Annotated in this window: 15 protein-coding genes; 6 read left to right on the forward strand and 9 right to left on the reverse strand. The window is 68.6% G+C overall.

The window, feature by feature from the left end; all coding sequences use genetic code 11:
- Nucleotides 1–69: 69 nt before the first annotated feature.
- Nucleotides 70–2,169: a ComEC/Rec2 family competence protein gene (locus tag B3Z70_RS09445; protein ID WP_292045403.1), complete on the forward strand. Its 2,100-nt coding sequence runs from the start codon at nucleotides 70–72 to the stop codon at nucleotides 2,167–2,169.
- Here B3Z70_RS09445 and lexA read toward each other — a convergent pair.
- The 4 genes from lexA to B3Z70_RS09465 all read right to left on the reverse strand — a co-directional run bounded on the left by lexA (nucleotide 2,150) and on the right by B3Z70_RS09465 (nucleotide 5,416).
- Nucleotides 2,150–2,848 carry a transcriptional repressor LexA gene (lexA, locus tag B3Z70_RS09450; protein ID WP_292045405.1) on the reverse strand — a complete coding sequence of 233 codons (699 nt, stop codon included), beginning with the start codon at nucleotides 2,846–2,848 and terminating at the stop codon, nucleotides 2,150–2,152. The genes B3Z70_RS09445 and lexA overlap by 20 nt on opposite strands.
- Nucleotides 2,849–2,980: 132 nt before the next feature.
- Nucleotides 2,981–3,775: an indole-3-glycerol phosphate synthase TrpC gene (gene trpC, locus B3Z70_RS09455; RefSeq protein ID WP_292019811.1), complete on the reverse strand. Its 795-nt coding sequence runs from the start codon at nucleotides 3,773–3,775 to the stop codon at nucleotides 2,981–2,983.
- Nucleotides 3,772–4,809, reverse strand: a complete 1,038-nt coding sequence (trpD, locus tag B3Z70_RS09460; RefSeq protein ID WP_292019809.1) for an anthranilate phosphoribosyltransferase — start codon at nucleotides 4,807–4,809, stop codon at nucleotides 3,772–3,774. Before trpD ends, trpC begins: the two co-directional genes overlap by 4 nt.
- Nucleotides 4,810–4,825: 16 nt before the next feature.
- Nucleotides 4,826–5,416, reverse strand: a complete 591-nt coding sequence (locus tag B3Z70_RS09465; RefSeq protein WP_292019807.1) for an anthranilate synthase component II — start codon at nucleotides 5,414–5,416, stop codon at nucleotides 4,826–4,828.
- 88 nt (nucleotides 5,417–5,504) lie between these two features.
- On the opposite strand from B3Z70_RS09465, the gene B3Z70_RS09470 reads away from it, so the two are divergent.
- Nucleotides 5,505–5,708 carry a peptidoglycan-binding protein gene (locus tag B3Z70_RS09470; protein ID WP_292045407.1) on the forward strand — a complete coding sequence of 68 codons (204 nt, stop codon included), beginning with the start codon at nucleotides 5,505–5,507 and terminating at the stop codon, nucleotides 5,706–5,708.
- Here B3Z70_RS09470 and trpE read toward each other — a convergent pair.
- The gene (trpE, locus tag B3Z70_RS09475) at nucleotides 5,705–7,222 is read right to left on the reverse strand and encodes an anthranilate synthase component I (protein ID WP_292045409.1); all 1,518 of its coding nucleotides are present in this window, start codon (nucleotides 7,220–7,222) and stop codon (nucleotides 5,705–5,707) included. The two genes, B3Z70_RS09470 and trpE, sit on opposite strands and share 4 nt — an antisense overlap.
- Nucleotides 7,219–9,126, reverse strand: a complete 1,908-nt coding sequence (locus tag B3Z70_RS09480) for a peptidyl-prolyl cis-trans isomerase (protein ID WP_292019802.1) — start codon at nucleotides 9,124–9,126, stop codon at nucleotides 7,219–7,221. Before B3Z70_RS09480 ends, trpE begins: the two co-directional genes overlap by 4 nt.
- Nucleotides 9,127–9,265: 139 nt before the next feature.
- On the opposite strand from B3Z70_RS09480, the gene tpiA reads away from it, so the two are divergent.
- The 4 genes from tpiA to B3Z70_RS09500 all read left to right on the forward strand — a co-directional run bounded on the left by tpiA (nucleotide 9,266) and on the right by B3Z70_RS09500 (nucleotide 12,573).
- Nucleotides 9,266–10,018 carry a triose-phosphate isomerase gene (gene tpiA, locus B3Z70_RS09485; RefSeq protein ID WP_292019800.1) on the forward strand — a complete coding sequence of 251 codons (753 nt, stop codon included), beginning with the start codon at nucleotides 9,266–9,268 and terminating at the stop codon, nucleotides 10,016–10,018.
- A gap of 80 nt (nucleotides 10,019–10,098) precedes the next feature.
- Nucleotides 10,099–10,533 carry a preprotein translocase subunit SecG gene (gene secG / locus B3Z70_RS09490; RefSeq protein ID WP_409410535.1) on the forward strand — a complete coding sequence of 145 codons (435 nt, stop codon included), beginning with the start codon at nucleotides 10,099–10,101 and terminating at the stop codon, nucleotides 10,531–10,533.
- Between the two features lie 124 nt (nucleotides 10,534–10,657).
- Entirely contained in the window at nucleotides 10,658–12,310 is a 1,653-nt protein-coding gene (locus B3Z70_RS09495; RefSeq protein WP_292019795.1) for a CTP synthase, read from the forward strand.
- 104 nt (nucleotides 12,311–12,414) lie between these two features.
- Nucleotides 12,415–12,573: a hypothetical protein gene (locus tag B3Z70_RS09500; protein WP_292045411.1), complete on the forward strand. Its 159-nt coding sequence runs from the start codon at nucleotides 12,415–12,417 to the stop codon at nucleotides 12,571–12,573.
- On the opposite strand, the gene B3Z70_RS09505 is transcribed toward B3Z70_RS09500, so the two are convergent.
- From B3Z70_RS09505 to B3Z70_RS09515, 3 genes are all read right to left on the reverse strand, one after another.
- Nucleotides 12,570–13,133, reverse strand: coding sequence for a GNAT family N-acetyltransferase (locus B3Z70_RS09505; RefSeq protein WP_292019791.1), 564 nt, complete (start codon nucleotides 13,131–13,133; stop codon nucleotides 12,570–12,572). The two genes, B3Z70_RS09500 and B3Z70_RS09505, sit on opposite strands and share 4 nt — an antisense overlap.
- The gene (locus B3Z70_RS09510) at nucleotides 13,130–15,349 is read right to left on the reverse strand and encodes a S9 family peptidase (RefSeq protein ID WP_292019789.1); all 2,220 of its coding nucleotides are present in this window, start codon (nucleotides 15,347–15,349) and stop codon (nucleotides 13,130–13,132) included. The genes B3Z70_RS09505 and B3Z70_RS09510 overlap by 4 nt, the downstream gene beginning before the upstream one ends.
- Before the next feature lie 79 nt (nucleotides 15,350–15,428).
- Nucleotides 15,429–17,213: an acyl-CoA dehydrogenase gene (locus B3Z70_RS09515; RefSeq protein ID WP_292019786.1), complete on the reverse strand. Its 1,785-nt coding sequence runs from the start codon at nucleotides 17,211–17,213 to the stop codon at nucleotides 15,429–15,431.
- Between the last annotated feature and the right edge of the window lie 30 nt (nucleotides 17,214–17,243).

A 17,243-nucleotide genomic window follows, 5' to 3' on the forward strand; every position in this document is an offset into this window, starting at 1 on the left:
GAGGGGTCCGTAGGCGAGGCCCTTATACGCCCCGACGCGGCAAAGCCTACCCCCGGCGCGCGATTGCGGATGTGGCTGGCCGATCAGGTCGCGGCCCAGGCGTTGCGATGGCGGCTGTGGGGGCCGGTGGCTTTCGGCGGCGGGTGCGCCCTCTATTTCGCCCTGCGGTTCGAGCCGCCGTTCTGGCCGCTGGGACTGGCGACGGTCGCTGCCTTCGCGGTTTGGGGCCTGGCCAAGGCGCGGGGGCGGACGCGGCGCGTCACCTGGCCCCTGCTGATGATCGCCTGTCTGGCGGGCGGCCTGGCGGCGGCTAAGGCGCGCACCGTCTTCGTCGCCGCCCCCATCGCGCCGGCGCTCGGCGAGCCAACGGTGATCGAGGCCTGGGTGGTCGATGTGGACAGCCCCGGCCAGCGCGGCGCGCGTGTGGTGATCGCGCCCGTCTGGATTCGCGGCCTGGCGCCGGATGAGACGCCGGTGCGCCTTCGCGCCACGGTGCGGGGCGAGCCGCCCGAACCCGGCCAGGCCATACGCCTGTTCGCCATCCTCAATCCGCCGCCCGCGCCGGCCAGCCCCGGCGCCTATGATTTCGGGCGCAACGCCTTCTTCCAGGGCATGGGCGGGGTCGCCTTCGCGCTGGGAGAGACGCGACAGGCCGACCTGCCGCGCCCGCCGTGGCGCCTGCGATTGGAGATGGCGGTGAACGGCGCGCGCTACGCCCTGGCGCAGCGGATCGTGACGCGGCTGGGCCAGCGGACGGGCGGCATCGCAGCCGCCATGACCACCAGCCACGAGACCTGGATCAGTCAGGCGGACATGGACGTGATGCGCGATTCCGGTTTGGCGCACATCCTGTCGGTGTCGGGTCTGCACATGGCCATCGTCGGCGGCTTCGTCTTCTTTGCGGTGCGGCTGGGCGTCGCGGCATGGCCTTGGTTGGCGCTGCGGGTTCCGGGCAAGAAGATCGCGGCTTTGGCGGGCCTGGTCGCGGTCGGGGTCTATCTGGTGGTGTCCGGTGCGCCGCCGCCGGCGGAGCGGGCCGCCATCACCGCATCCATCGCCTTTCTCGCCATCCTGCTGGATCGACAGGCGGTGACCATGCACGGTCTGGCGGTTGCCGCCTTTGTCGTGCTGGCCATCCAGCCCGAGGCTGTGGTGACGCCCGGCTTTCAGATGTCGTTCGCGGCGACGGCGGCCTTGGTGGCCCTGGTCGAGGCCTGGCCCAAGCGACCGCGCGAGATCTCCGCGCCCTGGCCGATCCTGGCCATCCAGCGGTTCGCGGGCTGGATCACGGCGGCGGTGGCCGCCAGCCTGGTCGCGGGCATGGCGACCGGCCCCTTCTCGATGCAGCATTTCAACCGCACCGCCGTCTATGGCCTGCTGGCCAATCTGGGCACATCGCCGGTGGCGGACTTCATACTGATGCCCGCCCTGGCGCTGGGCGCGGCGTTGGAGCCGCTGGGCCTGGGCGGTCCGTTCCTGGCCGTGGCGGGATGGGGTGTGGATCTGATGCTGGCGATCGGGTCGTGGACGGCCGGCTTGCCCGGCGCCGTGCGAACCATACCGAGCGCGCCCGACTTCGTTCTGCCCATCGCCTTCATCGGCGTGCTGTTCATCTGCCTGTGGCACGGGCGGCTGCGCTGGCTGGGTCTGCCGTTGGCGGCGGCGGTGCTGATCTGGCCCCGTCCTCCGGCGCCGGACCTCTGGATCGGCGACGGGGGGACGAACGCGGCCTTCCATCGGCAGGGCGAGGCAGTCGTCGTGCGGCCGGGCGTGAGAGAATTCGCCGCCGACCTGTGGTCCCGCCGAAGGGGGCTGGCCCTGATCGGGCGAGACGTGGACGGCTGGACCTGCGATCGCTTCTCGTGCCGACCTCAAAGCCCCGCCGCCGGGCCTATCGCGCTGTGGTGGGGCAGGCGCGCACCGGACTTGGAGCGTCTGGCGGCGCTGTGCGAAACGGCCGAGGTCATCGGGGTGCGCGCCGTCGTCTCGGATGTTCCCGCATCCTGCGCCGGCCGTCTGGTTCTGGACGGCGTGGATTTCGCCAGGGGCGGGGCGGTGGAGCTATGGCGCGACGACGACCGCTGGCACGCGGTCTGGACGACCGACGTGCGTGGAAACCGTCCCTGGACGCGCCAACCCGACCCCGACGTCAGTGATAGCGGCGCATGAGCCCAACCAGCTTGCCCTGAACCTCGACCTGATCGGGACCGAAGATGCGCGTCTCATAGTTGCGGTTGGCCGGCTCCAGCGCGATGGAGCCGCCCTTGCGGCGCAGGCGCTTCAGGGTGGCTTCCTCGCCCTCGACCAGGGCCACGACGATCTCGCCATTGGTCGCCGTGTCGCCGCGCCGGATCACCACCAGATCGCCATTCAGGATGCCGGCCTCGATCATCGAATCGCCCTCGATCTCCAGAACGTAGTGATCGCCCTTGCCGAGCATGGATTCAGGCACAGGCAGACGGTCCTGCTCGTGCTGAATGGCGGCGATGGGCGTGCCGGCGGCGATCTTGCCCAGCAGCGGCAGTTCGCGCGTGTCGTTGGCCGCCATCGGCGCGGCCTCGCGGACGGGTGCGCCGCCCTCGATCACGTCGGGCTTGAACCCGGCCCGGCCGCGCGGCGCGCCGGCGGTCGCCTGTTCGGGCAGTTTGGTCACTTCCAGCGCGCGGGCGCGGTGGGCCAGGCGGCGGATGAAACCGCGCTCCTCCAGCGCCGTGATCAGCCGGTGGATGCCCGACTTCGAGGCCAGATCCAGCGCCTCCTTCATCTCGTCGAACGAGGGGGAGACGCCCGTCTCCTGAATACGTTCATGGATGAACATCAGCAGTTCGTGCTGTTTGCGCGTGAGCATCGCCAAGCCCTCATGCGCCCTTTTCCGCAGAATCGGAACGGGCCGTGAACATTGACGATGTTCTGTAAGTGTTCCTTCCTAATGTCAACTTAACGGCCGCGCTGGCCTACATCGGATCAGGAAAGGCGTGTCTCAGGCCGCCAGCAACGCCCGCGTCGCCCCCTCGACGTCGGCCTGGCGCATCAGGCTCTCGCCGACCAGTATGGCCTGGGCGTGGGCGGCGGAGACGCGCGCGACATCGTCTGGCGTGAAGATGCCGCTCTCCGCGACCAGAAGCGCGCGCACGGGGCTGAGCATCGACAGGCGCTCGGTGACTTCCAGATCGACCTCGAACGTCCGCAGCGAGCGGTTGTTGACGCCCACCAGATCGCCCCCCAATGCGCAGGCGCGGGCCATCTCGTTCTCGTCGTGCGTCTCGATCAAGGCGTCCATGCCGAACCGTTCGGCCTCCGCCAGCAGTTCGGCCGCAAGCCTGTCGTCGATCATGGCCAGGATGATCAGGATGCAGTCGGCTCCCAACGCGCGGCTTTCGGCCACCTGCCACGGATCGACTAGGAAATCCTTGCGCAGGCAGGGCAGGGCGACAGCCTCGCGCGCGGCGGCCAGATAGGCGTTGTCGCCCTGGAAGCTGGGACTGTCGGTCAACACCGAAAGACAGGCGGCGCCCCCCGCCTGATAGGCGCGGGCCAGAACGGGAGGATCGAAGTCGGGGCGAATCAGGCCCTTGGACGGGCTGGCCTTCTTGATCTCGGCGATCAGGGCGGGGCGACCCGTTTCTTCTTCGACCCGCTCCAGGGCGGCGCGAAACCCGCGCGGCGCCGAGGCGGTCCTGGCCATAGCCTCGATCGCGTCCTGGGACGTGGCTGCCTTGCGGGCGGCGACGTCCTGGCGCTTATAGGCGGCGATACGGTCGAGAACGTCGGTCATGCGTCGGCTTCGGGGTCCAGCGGGGTCGTGGTGATGCGGGCCAGACGCTCCAGCGCCTGTGCGGCCCGGCCGTCGTCGATGGCGGCGGCAGCCAGCGCGGCGCCCTCTGCCAAGTCGGCCGCCTTGTCCGCCACGACCAGGGCGGCGGCGGCGTTCAGCAGGACGATGTCGCGATAGGCGCCGGCCTGACCGGCCAGCAGGGCGCGCAAGGCGGCGGCGTTCTCCTCGGCGTCGCCGCCGCGAATGGCGTCGATGGAGCTTCGGGGCAGGCCTGCGTCCTCTGGCGTGACCTGGAACCGTCGGACGTCGCCGTCCGTCCACTCGGCCACCTCGGTCGGGCCGGAGGTCGCCAGTTCATCCAAGCCCTGACCATGGACGGTCCAGGCGCGCGCCGCGCCCAGCCGCCCCAGAACCTCGGCCAAGGGCTCCAAAAGACGCGGATCATAGACGCCCATCACCTGACGTCGTGCAGACGCCGGGTTCGAAAGCGGGCCCAGGAGATTGAATACCGTGCGGAAACCGATCTCGGCCCGCACGGGTCCGACGTGACGCATGGCCCCGTGATAGGCGGGCGCGAACAGGAAGCAGATGCCCGCCTCGTCCAGCGCCTTCCGTTGCTGGGCCTGGCCCGCCATCAGGTTCACGCCCAGGATCGACAGAACGTCCGAAGAGCCTGATTTGGAAGACATGGCTCGGTTGCCGTGCTTGGCCACCTTCAAGCCCGCGCCGGCCAGCACCAGGGCGGCGGCGGTGGAGATGTTGTAGGTGTGCTGGCCGTCGCCGCCGGTGCCGCAGGTGTCGATGACGTCGTAAGGGTGATCCAGCGTCAGGGCGGCCTCGCGCATGGCCGAGGCGAAGGCGGCGATCTCGTCCACCGTCTCGCCGCGCATCCGCATGGCGGTCACGGCGGCGGCGACCTGGGACGGGGTCGGCTCCCCCCGCAGACAGGCGGCGAAGAAGTCGTGCGCCTGTTCCGACGTCAGCGGTCGGCCCTCGACCAGCCGGGCCAGGATCGGCTTGAACCCTTCCGCCATCGTCAATCCGTCACGATCAGGCGGCCGCGAGGCGCTTCACGCCGGCGATGTCGAGGAAGTTGGCCAGCATGTCGTGGCCGTGTTCGGTGGCAATCGATTCCGGGTGGAACTGCACGCCGTGGATCGGGCGGCTGCGGTGTCGCAGCCCCATGATCTCGCCGTCGGCCGTCCAGGCGGTGACCTCGAGGTCATCGGGCAAGGTCTCGCGCCTGACGGCCAGCGAATGATAGCGGGTGGCGGTGAAGGGCGAGGGCAGGCCGGCGAAGACGCTCTGGCCCTCGTGCAGGATGGGCGACGTCTTGCCGTGCATCAGCGTCTTGGCGCGGATCACCTCGCCGCCGAACGCCTGGCCGATGGCCTGATGGCCCAGACAGACGCCCAGGATCGGCATGGAGGCCGGCGCCGTCTGGATCAGCGGCAGGCAGATGCCGGCTTGGTCCGGCGCGCAGGGGCCGGGGGACAGCAGGACGGCGGCGGGGTTCAGCGCCCACGCCTGGTCCACCGTCAGGTCGTCGTTGCGCACCACATGCGTCGGCGCGCCCAACTCCGCGAGGTAGTGGACGAGGTTGTAGGTGAAGCTGTCGTAGTTATCGACGACGAGGATCATGCCTTGGCTTCTAGGCGCGACGCGCGTCCGCGCCAAGCCAGCGCGGCGGTAAAGCGCATTTTAACCCGCCCAGGCGCAGGATGTGGGCGTGAAACTGACCGCCGAAAAAGACATCGCCGCCAAGATCGCCGCCGCCAAGGCGCAACTGATCGTGGTCGAAAGCCCGCCGAGCGCGGCCGCCGCCCTGGGCGCCGCCGCCCTGGCGGCGATGGCGGCGCTGCTGATGGCCGGGGTGGTCATCGTCGGGCCTGGCGTCCAGTTCGAGGATCCGACGACGACGCTGACCCGTTAGCGGTTGCCGGTGCGAAAGCGCCAGGCTTCCTCGGCCGCCCGCATCGGCGCGCGGGCCTTGTGCTGGGTTTCGGCGTATTCGGCGGCCGGATCGCTGTCGGCGACCACGCCGGCCCCCGCCTGGACGAAGATGCGGTCGTCCGCGAACAGGGCAGTGCGCAGGGTGATGCAGATGTCCGCCTCGCCCCCGGCCGAGATATAGCCGACGCCGCCGCCGTAGCCGATGCCGCGCTTTTCGCTCTCCAACTCGTCGATGATCTCCATGGCGCGAACCTTGGGCGCGCCCGACAGGGTGCCGGCGGGCAGGGCCGCCAGCAGGGTGTCGACGGCGTCCAGACGCGGATCGGCCTTGCCCCGCACGTTCGAGACGATGTGCATGACCTGGCTGTAGCGTTCGACGACGAAGCTTTCCGTCACCTCCACCGTGCCAGGCGCGGCCACGCGGCCCACGTCGTTGCGGCCCAGGTCCAGCAGCATCAGATGCTCGGCCCGCTCCTTCGGATCGGCCAGCAGTTCGACTTCCAGCGCCTTGTCCGCCTCTGGCGTCTCGCCACGCGCCCGTGTGCCGGCCAGCGGACGAATGGTCACGTCACCGTCCTTCAGCCGAACCAGAATCTCCGGGCTGGATCCGGCCAACTGGAAACCGTCGAAGTTCAGATAGAACAGATAGGGCGACGGGTTCTGACGGCGCAACGACCGATAGAAGGCGAAGGGATCGGCCGACCAGGGCGCGGAGAAGCGGTGGCTGAGCACGACCTGAAAGATGTCGCCGGCGGCGATATAGTCCTTGGCCCGCGCCACCATTTCGCCGAATCCGGCTTCGTCCACCGGAGAAGCGAAGGCCGGCGCCTGGGTTTCCTGGGGCGCGGCGCGGACCGGCAGCGGGTCGCGCAAGGCGGCTTCGAAGGCGTCGAGCTGGCCAACCGCCGCGTCGTGGGCGGGCTGCGCGTCCAGGCCTGCGTCCGGGTAGGCGGCGGAAATCAGGACAATCTCGTGCCGCACCGAATCGAAGATGGCGACCAGGGACGGGCGGGTCAGAACGGCGTCCGGCAGGTCCAGCGGATCGGGGTTGGGCGCGCCCAGCGGCTCCAGCAGCCGCACCATGTCATAGCCGAACACCCCGAACAGGCCCGCCGCCATGGGCGGAAGGTCGTCGGGCAGGTCGAACCGCGAGGCCGCGATCAGGGCGCGCAGCGACTGAAGCGCCGGTTGGCTCTCGGGCGTGAAGGCGCCCTGGGCGATGGCGGGACCGCGCGCCAGTTCGGCCACGTTCGCCCGGCAACGCCAGACCACGTCGGGGTCCAGCGTCAGGATCGAATAGCGGCCGTTGACCGCCCCGCCTTCCACCGACTCCAGCAGGCAGGCGTAGGGGCGGTGCAGGCCCAGCTTCAGATAGGCCGAAACCGGCGTTTCCAGATCGTCGATGATCCGACGCACGATCACCTGCGGCCGACCGGCCCGAAGGCCGGCGGCGAAGGCGTCGAAGTCGGCGTCGGCGGGCGTCGCCGTGGTCATTGCGCCGGGGCGGCGGGCTTGGCGTCGGCCGACAGGCCAAGCGCCGAAAGCGCCTGGGCCGGGTCGTTCTTGGCCTTGGAACGCTGGGCGCCGGCGGTGAAGGACGACTGAACCATGGCCTGGACCAGTTCCTGGGTCAGGCGCGGACGGACCTGTTCGGCCAGCGGGCCGGCGGCGGCGGGATTTGCGGCATGGATGTTGTCCACGCGACCGACGACATAGGCGGTCTGCGACGCCGGCTGCGAGAAGGCCTGGCCCTTCGACTGGCCGAACAGACCCTGCAGCACGCCCTGTCCCAACGATTGCTGGGTTTCCTGATTGCGGACCACGCCGGTGCGCACCGTCAGGGGCGCGTTCACCGAGCGGGCCACGGCGGCGATGTCCTCGCCGTTGCGGACGCGGGCGGTCAGCTCCTCGGCCTTGGTGGACAGACGGCGCATGGTCTCGCGCTGGATCCACTGTTCGGCCAGGGGCGCGCGGACTTCGGCCAGGGTCGGCAGGGCCGAGGGGCGGATGTCGTTGACGCGGATGGCGAAATACTGGCCTTGGCCGGCGTCGACCACGTCGCTCTCGCCGCCCTTGGTCAGGCTCCAGGCCGTCTCGAAGATTTGCGGCGGGGCGTTCAACGCCTGACCGTTCGGCAGCTTGCCGTCCTTGGTGAAGGGCGGCAGGTCGACCACGCGGCCGCCGGCTTCACGCGCGGCGTCGGCCAGGTTCTTGCCGGCCGTGCGGGCGGCTTCGTACTTCTCGACCTTGGCGTAGGTCTGGGTCTTCACGTCCTCGGCGCGCAGCTCCTGGATCAGCTCCTGGCGGGCGCTTTCCAGCGAAGCCGGGGCGGCCGGCTGGATGGCCGTGACCTTGGCGACGGCGAAGCCCACGCCGGCCTGAACGGGATCGGACACCTGATTGGCCTGCAGGCCGAAAACGGCGCCGGCCGTGGCGGCGTCGCCGATGGCGGCGCGCGGCGTGGCCTCGAAGCTGGCGGGGGCGATGTTGTTGGCGCGGCCCACGTCGGCCGGCGACTGACCGGCGCGCAGGGCGGCGGCGATCTTCTGGGCCGTCTCACGGTTCGGGGCGGTCAGGGTGACGAAGGTGCGGGTCTCGGGCTTGCCCAGCGTGTCCTTCTTGAACTCGAAACGCTCGCGGATGCGATCTTCCGAGATCGGCGCATTGCCGGCGTTGTCGGGCGTGAACAGCACGACCGAGACCATGCGGAACTCGGGCGCGCGCAGACGCTCGGCATTCTCCTGAATGAAGGCGTTCAGCTGGGCGTCGGTCGGGGCGGGAACCTGGCCCGCCATGGCCGAGGTCACTTCGAACCAGCGACCGTCGCGCGTTTCAAGCGCCGAACCGGCCAGCAGGGCGCCGTAGATGCGCGGCACGCGGGCGCCGGCGAAGACGGCGGCGCCGAAATGCTCGGTGGCGTATTGGTCGCGCAGGTCCTGCTCCAGCATGGCCGGCGTCAGGTTCTGCTGGGCCAGGGCGGCCTGATAGGCCTGCTGGTCGAACTGACCCGTCACCGAGTTGAAGAAGGCCGGAATCTTGCGGATCTGTTTGACGACCAGCTCCTGACCGGGGCGGATGCCCGCCTTCCAGGCCCAGTTCAGGAACCCCAGCTGTTCGGTCTGTTCGGCCAGGAAGCGGGTGTGGATGTTCTCGGCGACCAGGTCCTGATTGGTCAGGGGGCGGCCCACCTGCTGCTGCAGCCGCTCGCGCACCTGATCGAAGGCGGTCTTGAACTCGGCCTCGTTCATCGAACGCTCGCCGGCGTCGATCACGTGTTTCGGACCCAGGTTCGAGAACACGTCCATGCGCGCGCCGACGATGACGAAACTGATCGCGATCAGGACAAGCAGGGCGGCCGCCCATTTGGATCGAGAGAAGGCGCGGAAGGCGGTGAGCATTCGAAAACCCGGGACAGGCCGATATTGGCGTCAGCTGTCGCGTATAGTCGCGCCGGGCACGCCCCCGCAAGGATGGCATGATGTCCAGATTGCGGCGCGCCTCTTGGCTTCGCGGTTTGCGCCCCCTAGACAGGCGGCCATGAAACAATCCGTGAAGATGATCGTCGGCAATTGGAAGATGAACGGCCTGGCCGGCGCCTTGGATGAAGCCCGGGCCATCGCCGAAGCCGCAAAATCCGTCGATGGCGCCTGTCGCGTCGCCCTGTGTCCGGCCGCGACGTTGGTCGAGCGCATGGCGGCTGTGCTGAAGGACGGGGCGGCGGCGGTCGGCGGTCAGGACTGCCACGCCAAGCCGTCGGGCGCCTTTACCGGATCGGTCTCGGCCGAGATGCTGGCGGACGCAGGCGCGACGCTGGTGATCCTGGGCCACTCCGAACGGCGGGCCGGATTCGGTGAAACCGACGCCGAGGTGGCGGGCAAGGTCGAGGCGGCCGTGGCGGCGGGCCTGGAACCCATCGTCTGCGTCGGCGAGACCCTGGCGCAGCGCGAGGCGGGCGACGCCATCGCCGTGGTGTCGGCCCAGGTCGAGGGTTCGCTGGCCGACAGCCTGTCGGAACGGCCGTTCGCCGTGGCCTATGAGCCGGTGTGGGCCATCGGCACGGGCCTGACGCCTACGCTGGACCAGATCGCAGAGGTTCATGCGGCCGTCCGCGCCGCCATCGTCAGGCGATTGGGGGAGGGCGCGCGCACCGCGCCGATCCTCTACGGCGGTTCGGTCAAGCCGGACAACGCCCGCGATATCCTGGCCACGCCCGAGGTCGGCGGGGCCCTGGTCGGCGGCGCCTCGCTGAAGGCGGCGGATTTCATTCCGATCATCCAGGCGGCCGTCTGAGGATGGTTTGCCCCCGGCGCGCTTCGATGATAGAGGCCGCCGCTTGATCGGCGCAGATCCGCGCCCACATGATTGACACCATGCTCCAGACCATTCTGCTCGTCGCCATTATCATCGTCGCCGTCGCCCTGACGGGGGTGGTGTTGCTTCAACGGTCCGAGGGCGGCGCCCTGGGCATGGGCGGCGGACCTTCGGGCTTCATGACGGCGCGGGGCGCGGGCAATCTGCTGACGCAGATCACCTGGATTCTGGCGGCCCTGCTGTTCGGTCTGACCATCGTGCTGACCGTGGTCGGCAACATGGATCGCGCCTCGGTTTCGGGCATCGACGCCGACGCGGTCGGATCGCTGGCCACGACGCCTCAAACCCCGGCTCAGCAGCAACCCGCGCAGCAGCAGCCCGCCGCCCCGGCGAAGCCGGCAGCGCCGTCGCTGGACGATCTGGAAGCCAGCCTTCCGTCGGCGGGCGCCCGGCCGGCGCCGGCCCCAGCCCCAGCCCAGCAACCCGCCCAGTAAGGGTCGGAAACCCGACCAGAGTTTTGGAAAGCGCGCCGCAGGGCGCGCTTTCTTCTTTTGATCAACAGTTCGATTCGCCGCGGGCCATGCGCCGTTCGCGAATCATGGAGTAAGGTGTTCGCCCATGGCTCGCTATGTGTTCATCACCGGCGGCGTGGTTTCCTCGCTAGGAAAAGGCCTCGCCTCCGCCGCTCTCGGCGCTCTTCTGCAGGCGCGCGGCTACAAGGTCCGCCTGCGCAAGCTGGACCCCTATCTGAACGTCGATCCGGGCACCATGAGCCCGTATCAGCACGGCGAGGTCTTCGTCACCGACGACGGCGCCGAGACCGACCTGGACCTGGGCCACTACGAGCGGTTCACCGGCGTGTCGGCGGCCAAGTCCGACAACATCACGACCGGCCGGATCTATTCGACCATCCTGGAAAAGGAGCGTCGCGGCGACTATCTGGGCGCGACCGTCCAGGTCATCCCGCACGTCACCGACCAGATCAAATCCTTCTGCCTGACCCCGGCCCTGACCGACGATGGCGACGACGTCGACTTCGTTCTGGTCGAGATCGGCGGCACGGTCGGCGACATCGAGGGCCTGCCCTTCTTCGAGGCCATTCGTCAGCTGGGCCAGGACCTGCCGCGCGGCCAGTCGTGCTTCGTCCATCTGACGCTGCTGCCCTTCATCAAGACCGCCGGCGAGATGAAGACCAAGCCGACGCAGCACTCGGTCAAGGAACTGCGCTCGATCGGCATCCAGCCCGACATCCTGCTGTGCCGTTGCGAACAGCCGATCCCGGCCGACGAGAAGCGCAAGATCGGCCTGTTCTGCAATGTGCGCGAAAGCGGCGTGATCCAGGCGATGGATTCGGCCGACATCTACGCCGTGCCGCTGGACTATCACCGCGAGGGTCTGGACCGCGAAGTCCTGGCCCATTTCGGCATCACGGACGCGCCGGAGCCGGACCTGACCCGCTGGCAGGAAATCTCACGCCGTCGCCTGCACCCCGATGGCGAAGTCACCATCGCCGTGGTCGGCAAATACACGGTCCTGAAGGACGCCTATAAGTCGCTGATCGAGGCGCTGCATCACGGCGGCGTGGCCAACAACGTCAAGGTCAACATCGACTGGGTCGAGGCCGACACCTTCGAAGGCGATCCCGAGGCCTGCGAGGAGCGGCTGCAGGGCGCCCACGCCGTTCTGGTGCCCGGCGGTTTCGGCGAGCGCGGATCGGAAGGCAAGATCGAGGCGGCCCGCTTCGCCCGGGAACGCAACATCCCCTATTTCGGCATCTGCTTCGGCATGCAGATGGCGGTGATCGAGGCAGCGCGGAACCTGGCGGGCTATCCCAAGGCGTCCTCGACCGAGTTCGGCCCGACGGACGAGCCTGTCGTCGGCCTGATGACCGAATGGACGCAGGGCAACCAGCGTGTCCTGCGTCAACAGGGCGGAGACCTGGGCGGCACCATGCGACTGGGCGCCTATGATTCGACCCTGACAGCAGGGTCGAAGATCGCTGAAATCTATGGCGCGACCGCCATCAGCGAACGGCACCGCCACCGCTACGAGGTCAACATCAACTATCGCGAAGCGATCGAGGCCAAGGCGGGGCTGGTCTTCGCCGGTTTGTCGCCGGACGGCGTGTTGCCCGAGACGGTGGAACGGCCCGACCACCCCTGGTTCATCGGCGTCCAGTATCACCCCGAGCTGAAGAGTCGCCCGTTCGCGCCGCATCCGCTGTTCGCCAGCTTCATCGGCGCGGCCGTGGTGCAGAGTCGCCTGATGTGACATAACGTCGTTCACGGACCTGCGATTCCATCAGGCGCGGCTTTTGCGTTAAGATGGCCGGGACGGATCGATTTGGCACGATCCGAGATGTCGCGGAGCGGTCGATGATCGGCGAGTTGCTCTATCACCTGCACCGGCACGTCCGCCTGGTGCTGATCGCCGGCGGGCTGATGTTCGTCATCGGCGCGGCGCTGCTCGGCTATGAGGCCGTGTGGCACATGGACGATCAGTCGAACCGGCCCGTGGCGTCGTCGCTGACCTAGCCGCGCTTCTTGTCCACCAACGGCATGCCTGGCGCGTCGGGCGACGCATAGGCGCCCTGGCCCAGGGGCCGCTGCATGAAGACGACATCGCGCCAGTCGTCGTGCTTCCAGCCGGCCGCCTTGAAAACGCCGGCGTCGATGAAGCCGCGGGTTCGGTGCAGGGCGATGGAGCCGACGTTTTCCGAATCGCCGATGACCGCCACCATCTGACGAAGTCCCATCGCCTCGCAGCGCTGGACCAGGACATCGAGCAGGGCGCCGGCGACGCCCTGTCCGCGCGCCCAGGGCGCGACATATATCGAATCCTCGACCATGTAGCGATAGGCCTGGCGCGTGCGGAACGGCGCGGCGTAGGCGTAGCCGGCGACCCGCCCGCCGATTTCGGCGACCAGGCCGGGCAGGCTCAGGGTTTGGACCGCCGCCAGACGCGACGCCATCTCGGCCTCGTCAGGCGGTTCCAGCTCGAACGTGCCGCGCCCGTTGGCGACGCTCTCGGCGTAGATGGCGGTGATCGCCGCGATGTCGTCGGGACGGGCGTCGCGAACCGTCTGGGCGCTCACGCCGTCTCCCACCCCTTGTCGACGGCCCAGACGGCGAAGGCGTAGTCGTGGGCGACCTCCTTCAGATAGTCGAACCGCCCCGCCGCCCCGCCGTGGCCGGCCTCCATGTTGATCTTCAGCAGCACCGGCTTGCCCGAGGTGGTGGCGGGCCGCAGCTTGGCGACCCACTTCTCCGGCTCCCAATAGGTGACGCGCGGATCGGACAGGCCGCCGGTGGCCAGCACCGCCGGATAGGCTTTCGGCGCGACCTGATCGTAGGGGCTGTAGCTGAGCATATAGTCGTAGGCCGCCGCATCCTCGATTGGGTTGCCCCATTCGGGCCATTCCGGCGGCGTCAGCGGCAGGGAGGTGTCGCTCATGGTGTTGATGACGTCCACGAACGGCACCTGACCGATCACGCCGGCCCACAGGTCGGGCCGCATATTGGTGACGGCGCCCATCAGCAGGCCGCCCGCCGATCCGCCCTGGGCCACGATATGGCCAGTCGTCGAGTATTTGCGGTCGATCAGATGTTCGGCGGCGGCGATGAAGTCGGTGAAGGTGTTCTTCTTCGTCATCTTCCGGGCGTCCAGGAACCAGCCCCAGCCCTTGTCGGAGCCGCCCCGGATGTGGGCGATGGCGTAGATCCAGCCGCGATCGACCAGCGACAGCCTGTTCGTTGAGAAGCTGGCGGGCATGGGAATGCCGTAGGATCCGTAGCCGTAAAGCAGCAGCGGCGCCGAGCCGTCGACCGGCGTCGACTTGTGGCGCAGCACCGTCACCGGCACCAACTGACCGTCGGACGCCGGGGCGTTCAGCCGTTCGACGACATAGTCCTCGATATTGTGACCGGACGGAATCTGCTGGGTCTTGCGCAGCGTCCGCTCGCGCGTCGCCATGTCGTAGTCGAAGGTCTGGGTCGGGGTGGACGGCGAGTTGTAGGCGTAGCGGGTCGTCGTCGTGTCGAACTCCGACGCGCCCGATAGCGACAGAGCGAAGGCGGGTTCATCCACCGCGATCTCATGCTCGGCGCCGGCCCGGTCGCGGATGATGATACGGGTGTTGGCGTCGGCGCGTTCTTGGCGGGCCAGATGGCCGCTCGTCAGGTCGAGACCTTCGATGAAGCGGCCGGGCGCGTGGGCGACCAGGTCGGTCCAGTTCGCCTTCGACGGCGTCGCGGTCGGGGCCTGGACGATCTTGAAGTCGTTGGCGTCGTCGGCGTTGGTGCGGATCACCCAGCGGTCGCCCCAGTGATCGGCGTCGTAGCGAATGGCGACGACGCGCGGCTCCAGAACCACCGGCTCGGCCGTGGGCGTCGCGGCGGGGATGTATCGGGCCTCTGACGTTTCCTGATTCTGGATGCCGATCAGGATGAACTGGTCGTCGGCGGTTCGGCCAACGCCGATGAACATGCCGTCGTCGGCCTCTTCATAGACCAGGGTGGTTTCGCCGCCGCGCGCCGGGCGACGGAAGATCTTGTCGGGGCGGCCGTTGTCGTCGCGGTTGGTCCAGAAGATCCACTGGCTGTCGGGCGAGAAGACGAAGTCGCCGGTGGCGCTGTCGATCACGTCGGGCAGAACCTCGCCCGTGGCGATGTCCTTGACGTAGATCTTGTGGACTTCGGACCCCTGGGCGTCCTCGGCATAGGCGAACAGGGCGTGGTCGGGGCTGTGCGAGGCGGCCGACACTTCCGAATAGGCCTTGCCTTCGGCCAGGACATTGGCGTCCAGCAGCAGTTGCGGCGTCGGGGCCATGACGAAATTCTTCGTCACCGGCTTGCCGTCCACCATCCATGTGCCCTGGCGTTCGACCCGCATGTAGCGCGGGTGCTGATCGCCGGTCTTGTATTCGACGTAGTAGTTCCAGCCGCCGTCCGGCGCGGGGACCGAGCTGTCGTCTTCCTTGATGCGGCCGCGCATCTCGGCGAACATCGTCTGCTGCAACGGAAGGGTGGAGGCCATCATGGCCTCGCGATAGGCGTTCTCGGCCGTCAGATGTTCTTTGACCTCGGCCTTGATCAGGGTCGGATCGCGTAGAACCGCCTGCCAGTTATCGTCCTTCATCCATTGATAGTCGTCGGTGCGGGTGCGGCCCAACTGTTCGATGACGACGGGAATCTTCTTGGCGACGGGCGGTTGGGGCATCGAGGCTCCGGCAGGTTGGCGGGCGAGGGCAGGGACGGCCGAGGCGGACAGGGCCGTGGCAGCCGTGGACATGATCACTTGCCGACGGTTCATCGGTCGCTCCCTGCATTTGAAGGTCGAAGGCCGCACCTTGCGGGCGACCGACGACGAAGGTCAATGAGGCGCCACGCGGTCAGCCCGCCAGCGCCTCGACCGACAGACGTTGCAGCACGGCGCCGCCTTGGCCCACGGCCGCCAGGCGGCTGGACACGTGGCCCAGCACATTGGCGGCGTAGATCTCGTAGAGGTCCAGCTTGCCCTGCAGCCAGGCCGGATCGCCGTCGTCAGCGCTCAGCCGAGCCTTGGCCGCCAGCGCGCTCTTGGCCAGCATCCAGCCGCCGACGACGTCGCCCAGCAGTTTCAGATAGGCGTCTGCGGCGGCCAGAACGTCGGCGGCCGCATTCGCATCGGCCTTCTGGTCCAGCAGCCACAGGGTCGCGTCCTCGACCGCCTCGATGGCCGTGGCGAAACGTTCGACGGGCTTGCCGGAATAGAGGGCGCCGAGATCGGCGAGGGTCGTCTTCATGTCGGCGATCAGGGCCTTGGCCGATTCGCCGCCATCCATCGACAGCTTGCGCCCGACCAGATCCATGGCCTGGATGCCATTGGTGCCTTCGTAGATCGGGGCGATGCGGGCGTCGCGATAGTATTGGGCCGCGCCGGTTTCCTCGATGAAGCCCATGCCGCCGTGAACCTGCACGCCCATCGAGGCCACCTCGCAGCCGACGTCGGTGGACCAGGCCTTGGCGATGGGGGTGAACAGGTCTTCGCGGCCCTTCCAGCGGCGGCGCTCCTCTTGCGTCGCGGCATGTCGGGCCAGATCGGCGGCGACGCCGGTGGACAGGCAGATGGCGCGAGCGGCGGAAATCTTGGCCTTCATGACGCCAAGCATCCGGCGCACGTCGGGGTGATCGAAGATCTGCGCATTGGCCTCTCCGGTCCAGACCGAACGGCCCTGACGACGGTCCAGCGCATAGGCCAGGGCGTGCTGATAGGCGCGTTCGGCGACGCCGACACCCTCCACGCCGACGGCCAGGCGCGCGGCGTTCATCATCACGAACATGTGGGCCAGGCCCTGGTTCGGTTGGCCGACCAGTTCGGCGCGGGCGCCCTCATAGCTCATGACGCAGGTGGGCGAGGCGTGGATGCCCAGCTTGTGCTCGACGCCGACCGGGCGGAAGGCGTTGCGGTCGCCCAGGCTTCCGTCGTCCTTGACCGCGAACTTGGGCGTCAGGAACAGGCTGATCCCCTTAGGCCCCTTGGGCGCGTCGGGAAGCCGGGCCAGCACCAGATGGACGATGTTGTCGGTGGCGTCGTGGTCGCCCCAGGTGATGAATATCTTCTGGCCGTTCAGCGCATAGGTTCCGTCGCCGTTCGGCGTGGCGGTGGCGGTCAGGGCGCCCAGGTCGGACCCGGCGCCGGGCTCGGTCAGAACCATGGCCCCGGTCCATTCGCCGCTGACCAGCTTGGTCAGGTATTTCGACTTCTGGTCTTCGGTGCCGACCTGCTCCAGCGCCTCGATGGCGGCCAGCGACAGCATGGGGCACAGACCGAACGCCATGTTGGCGGCGTGAACGGTCTCATAGGCGGCCAGCTCCAGCGCCTTGGGCAGGGCCTGGCCTCCGGCCTCGGTCGAGGCGGACAGGCCGGTCCAGCCGCCGGCGGCGAACTGGCGATAGGCGTCGGCAAAACCAGGCGCGGCGGTGACGGCGCCGTTGGCGTAGGTCGAGCCCTGCTGGTCGCCGATGCGGTTCAGGGGCGCCAGCACCTCTTCGGAAAACTGGCCGGCGGCCTCGATCACGGCGGCGGCGACATCGGCGTCATAGTCGGGAAAGGCGCCGGTCGCGGCGACGTCGGCCATGCCGGCGACAGCCTCCAGGGTGAAGGCCAGGTCTCGAACGGGCGCGCGGTAGGTCATGGGTTTCCTCAATCGTCTTTGCGGCCTAAG

It is taken from the genome of Brevundimonas sp. UBA6550 (genome assembly GCF_002434505.1).
In the GTDB taxonomy this organism is placed as follows: Bacteria; Pseudomonadota; Alphaproteobacteria; order Caulobacterales; family Caulobacteraceae; genus Brevundimonas.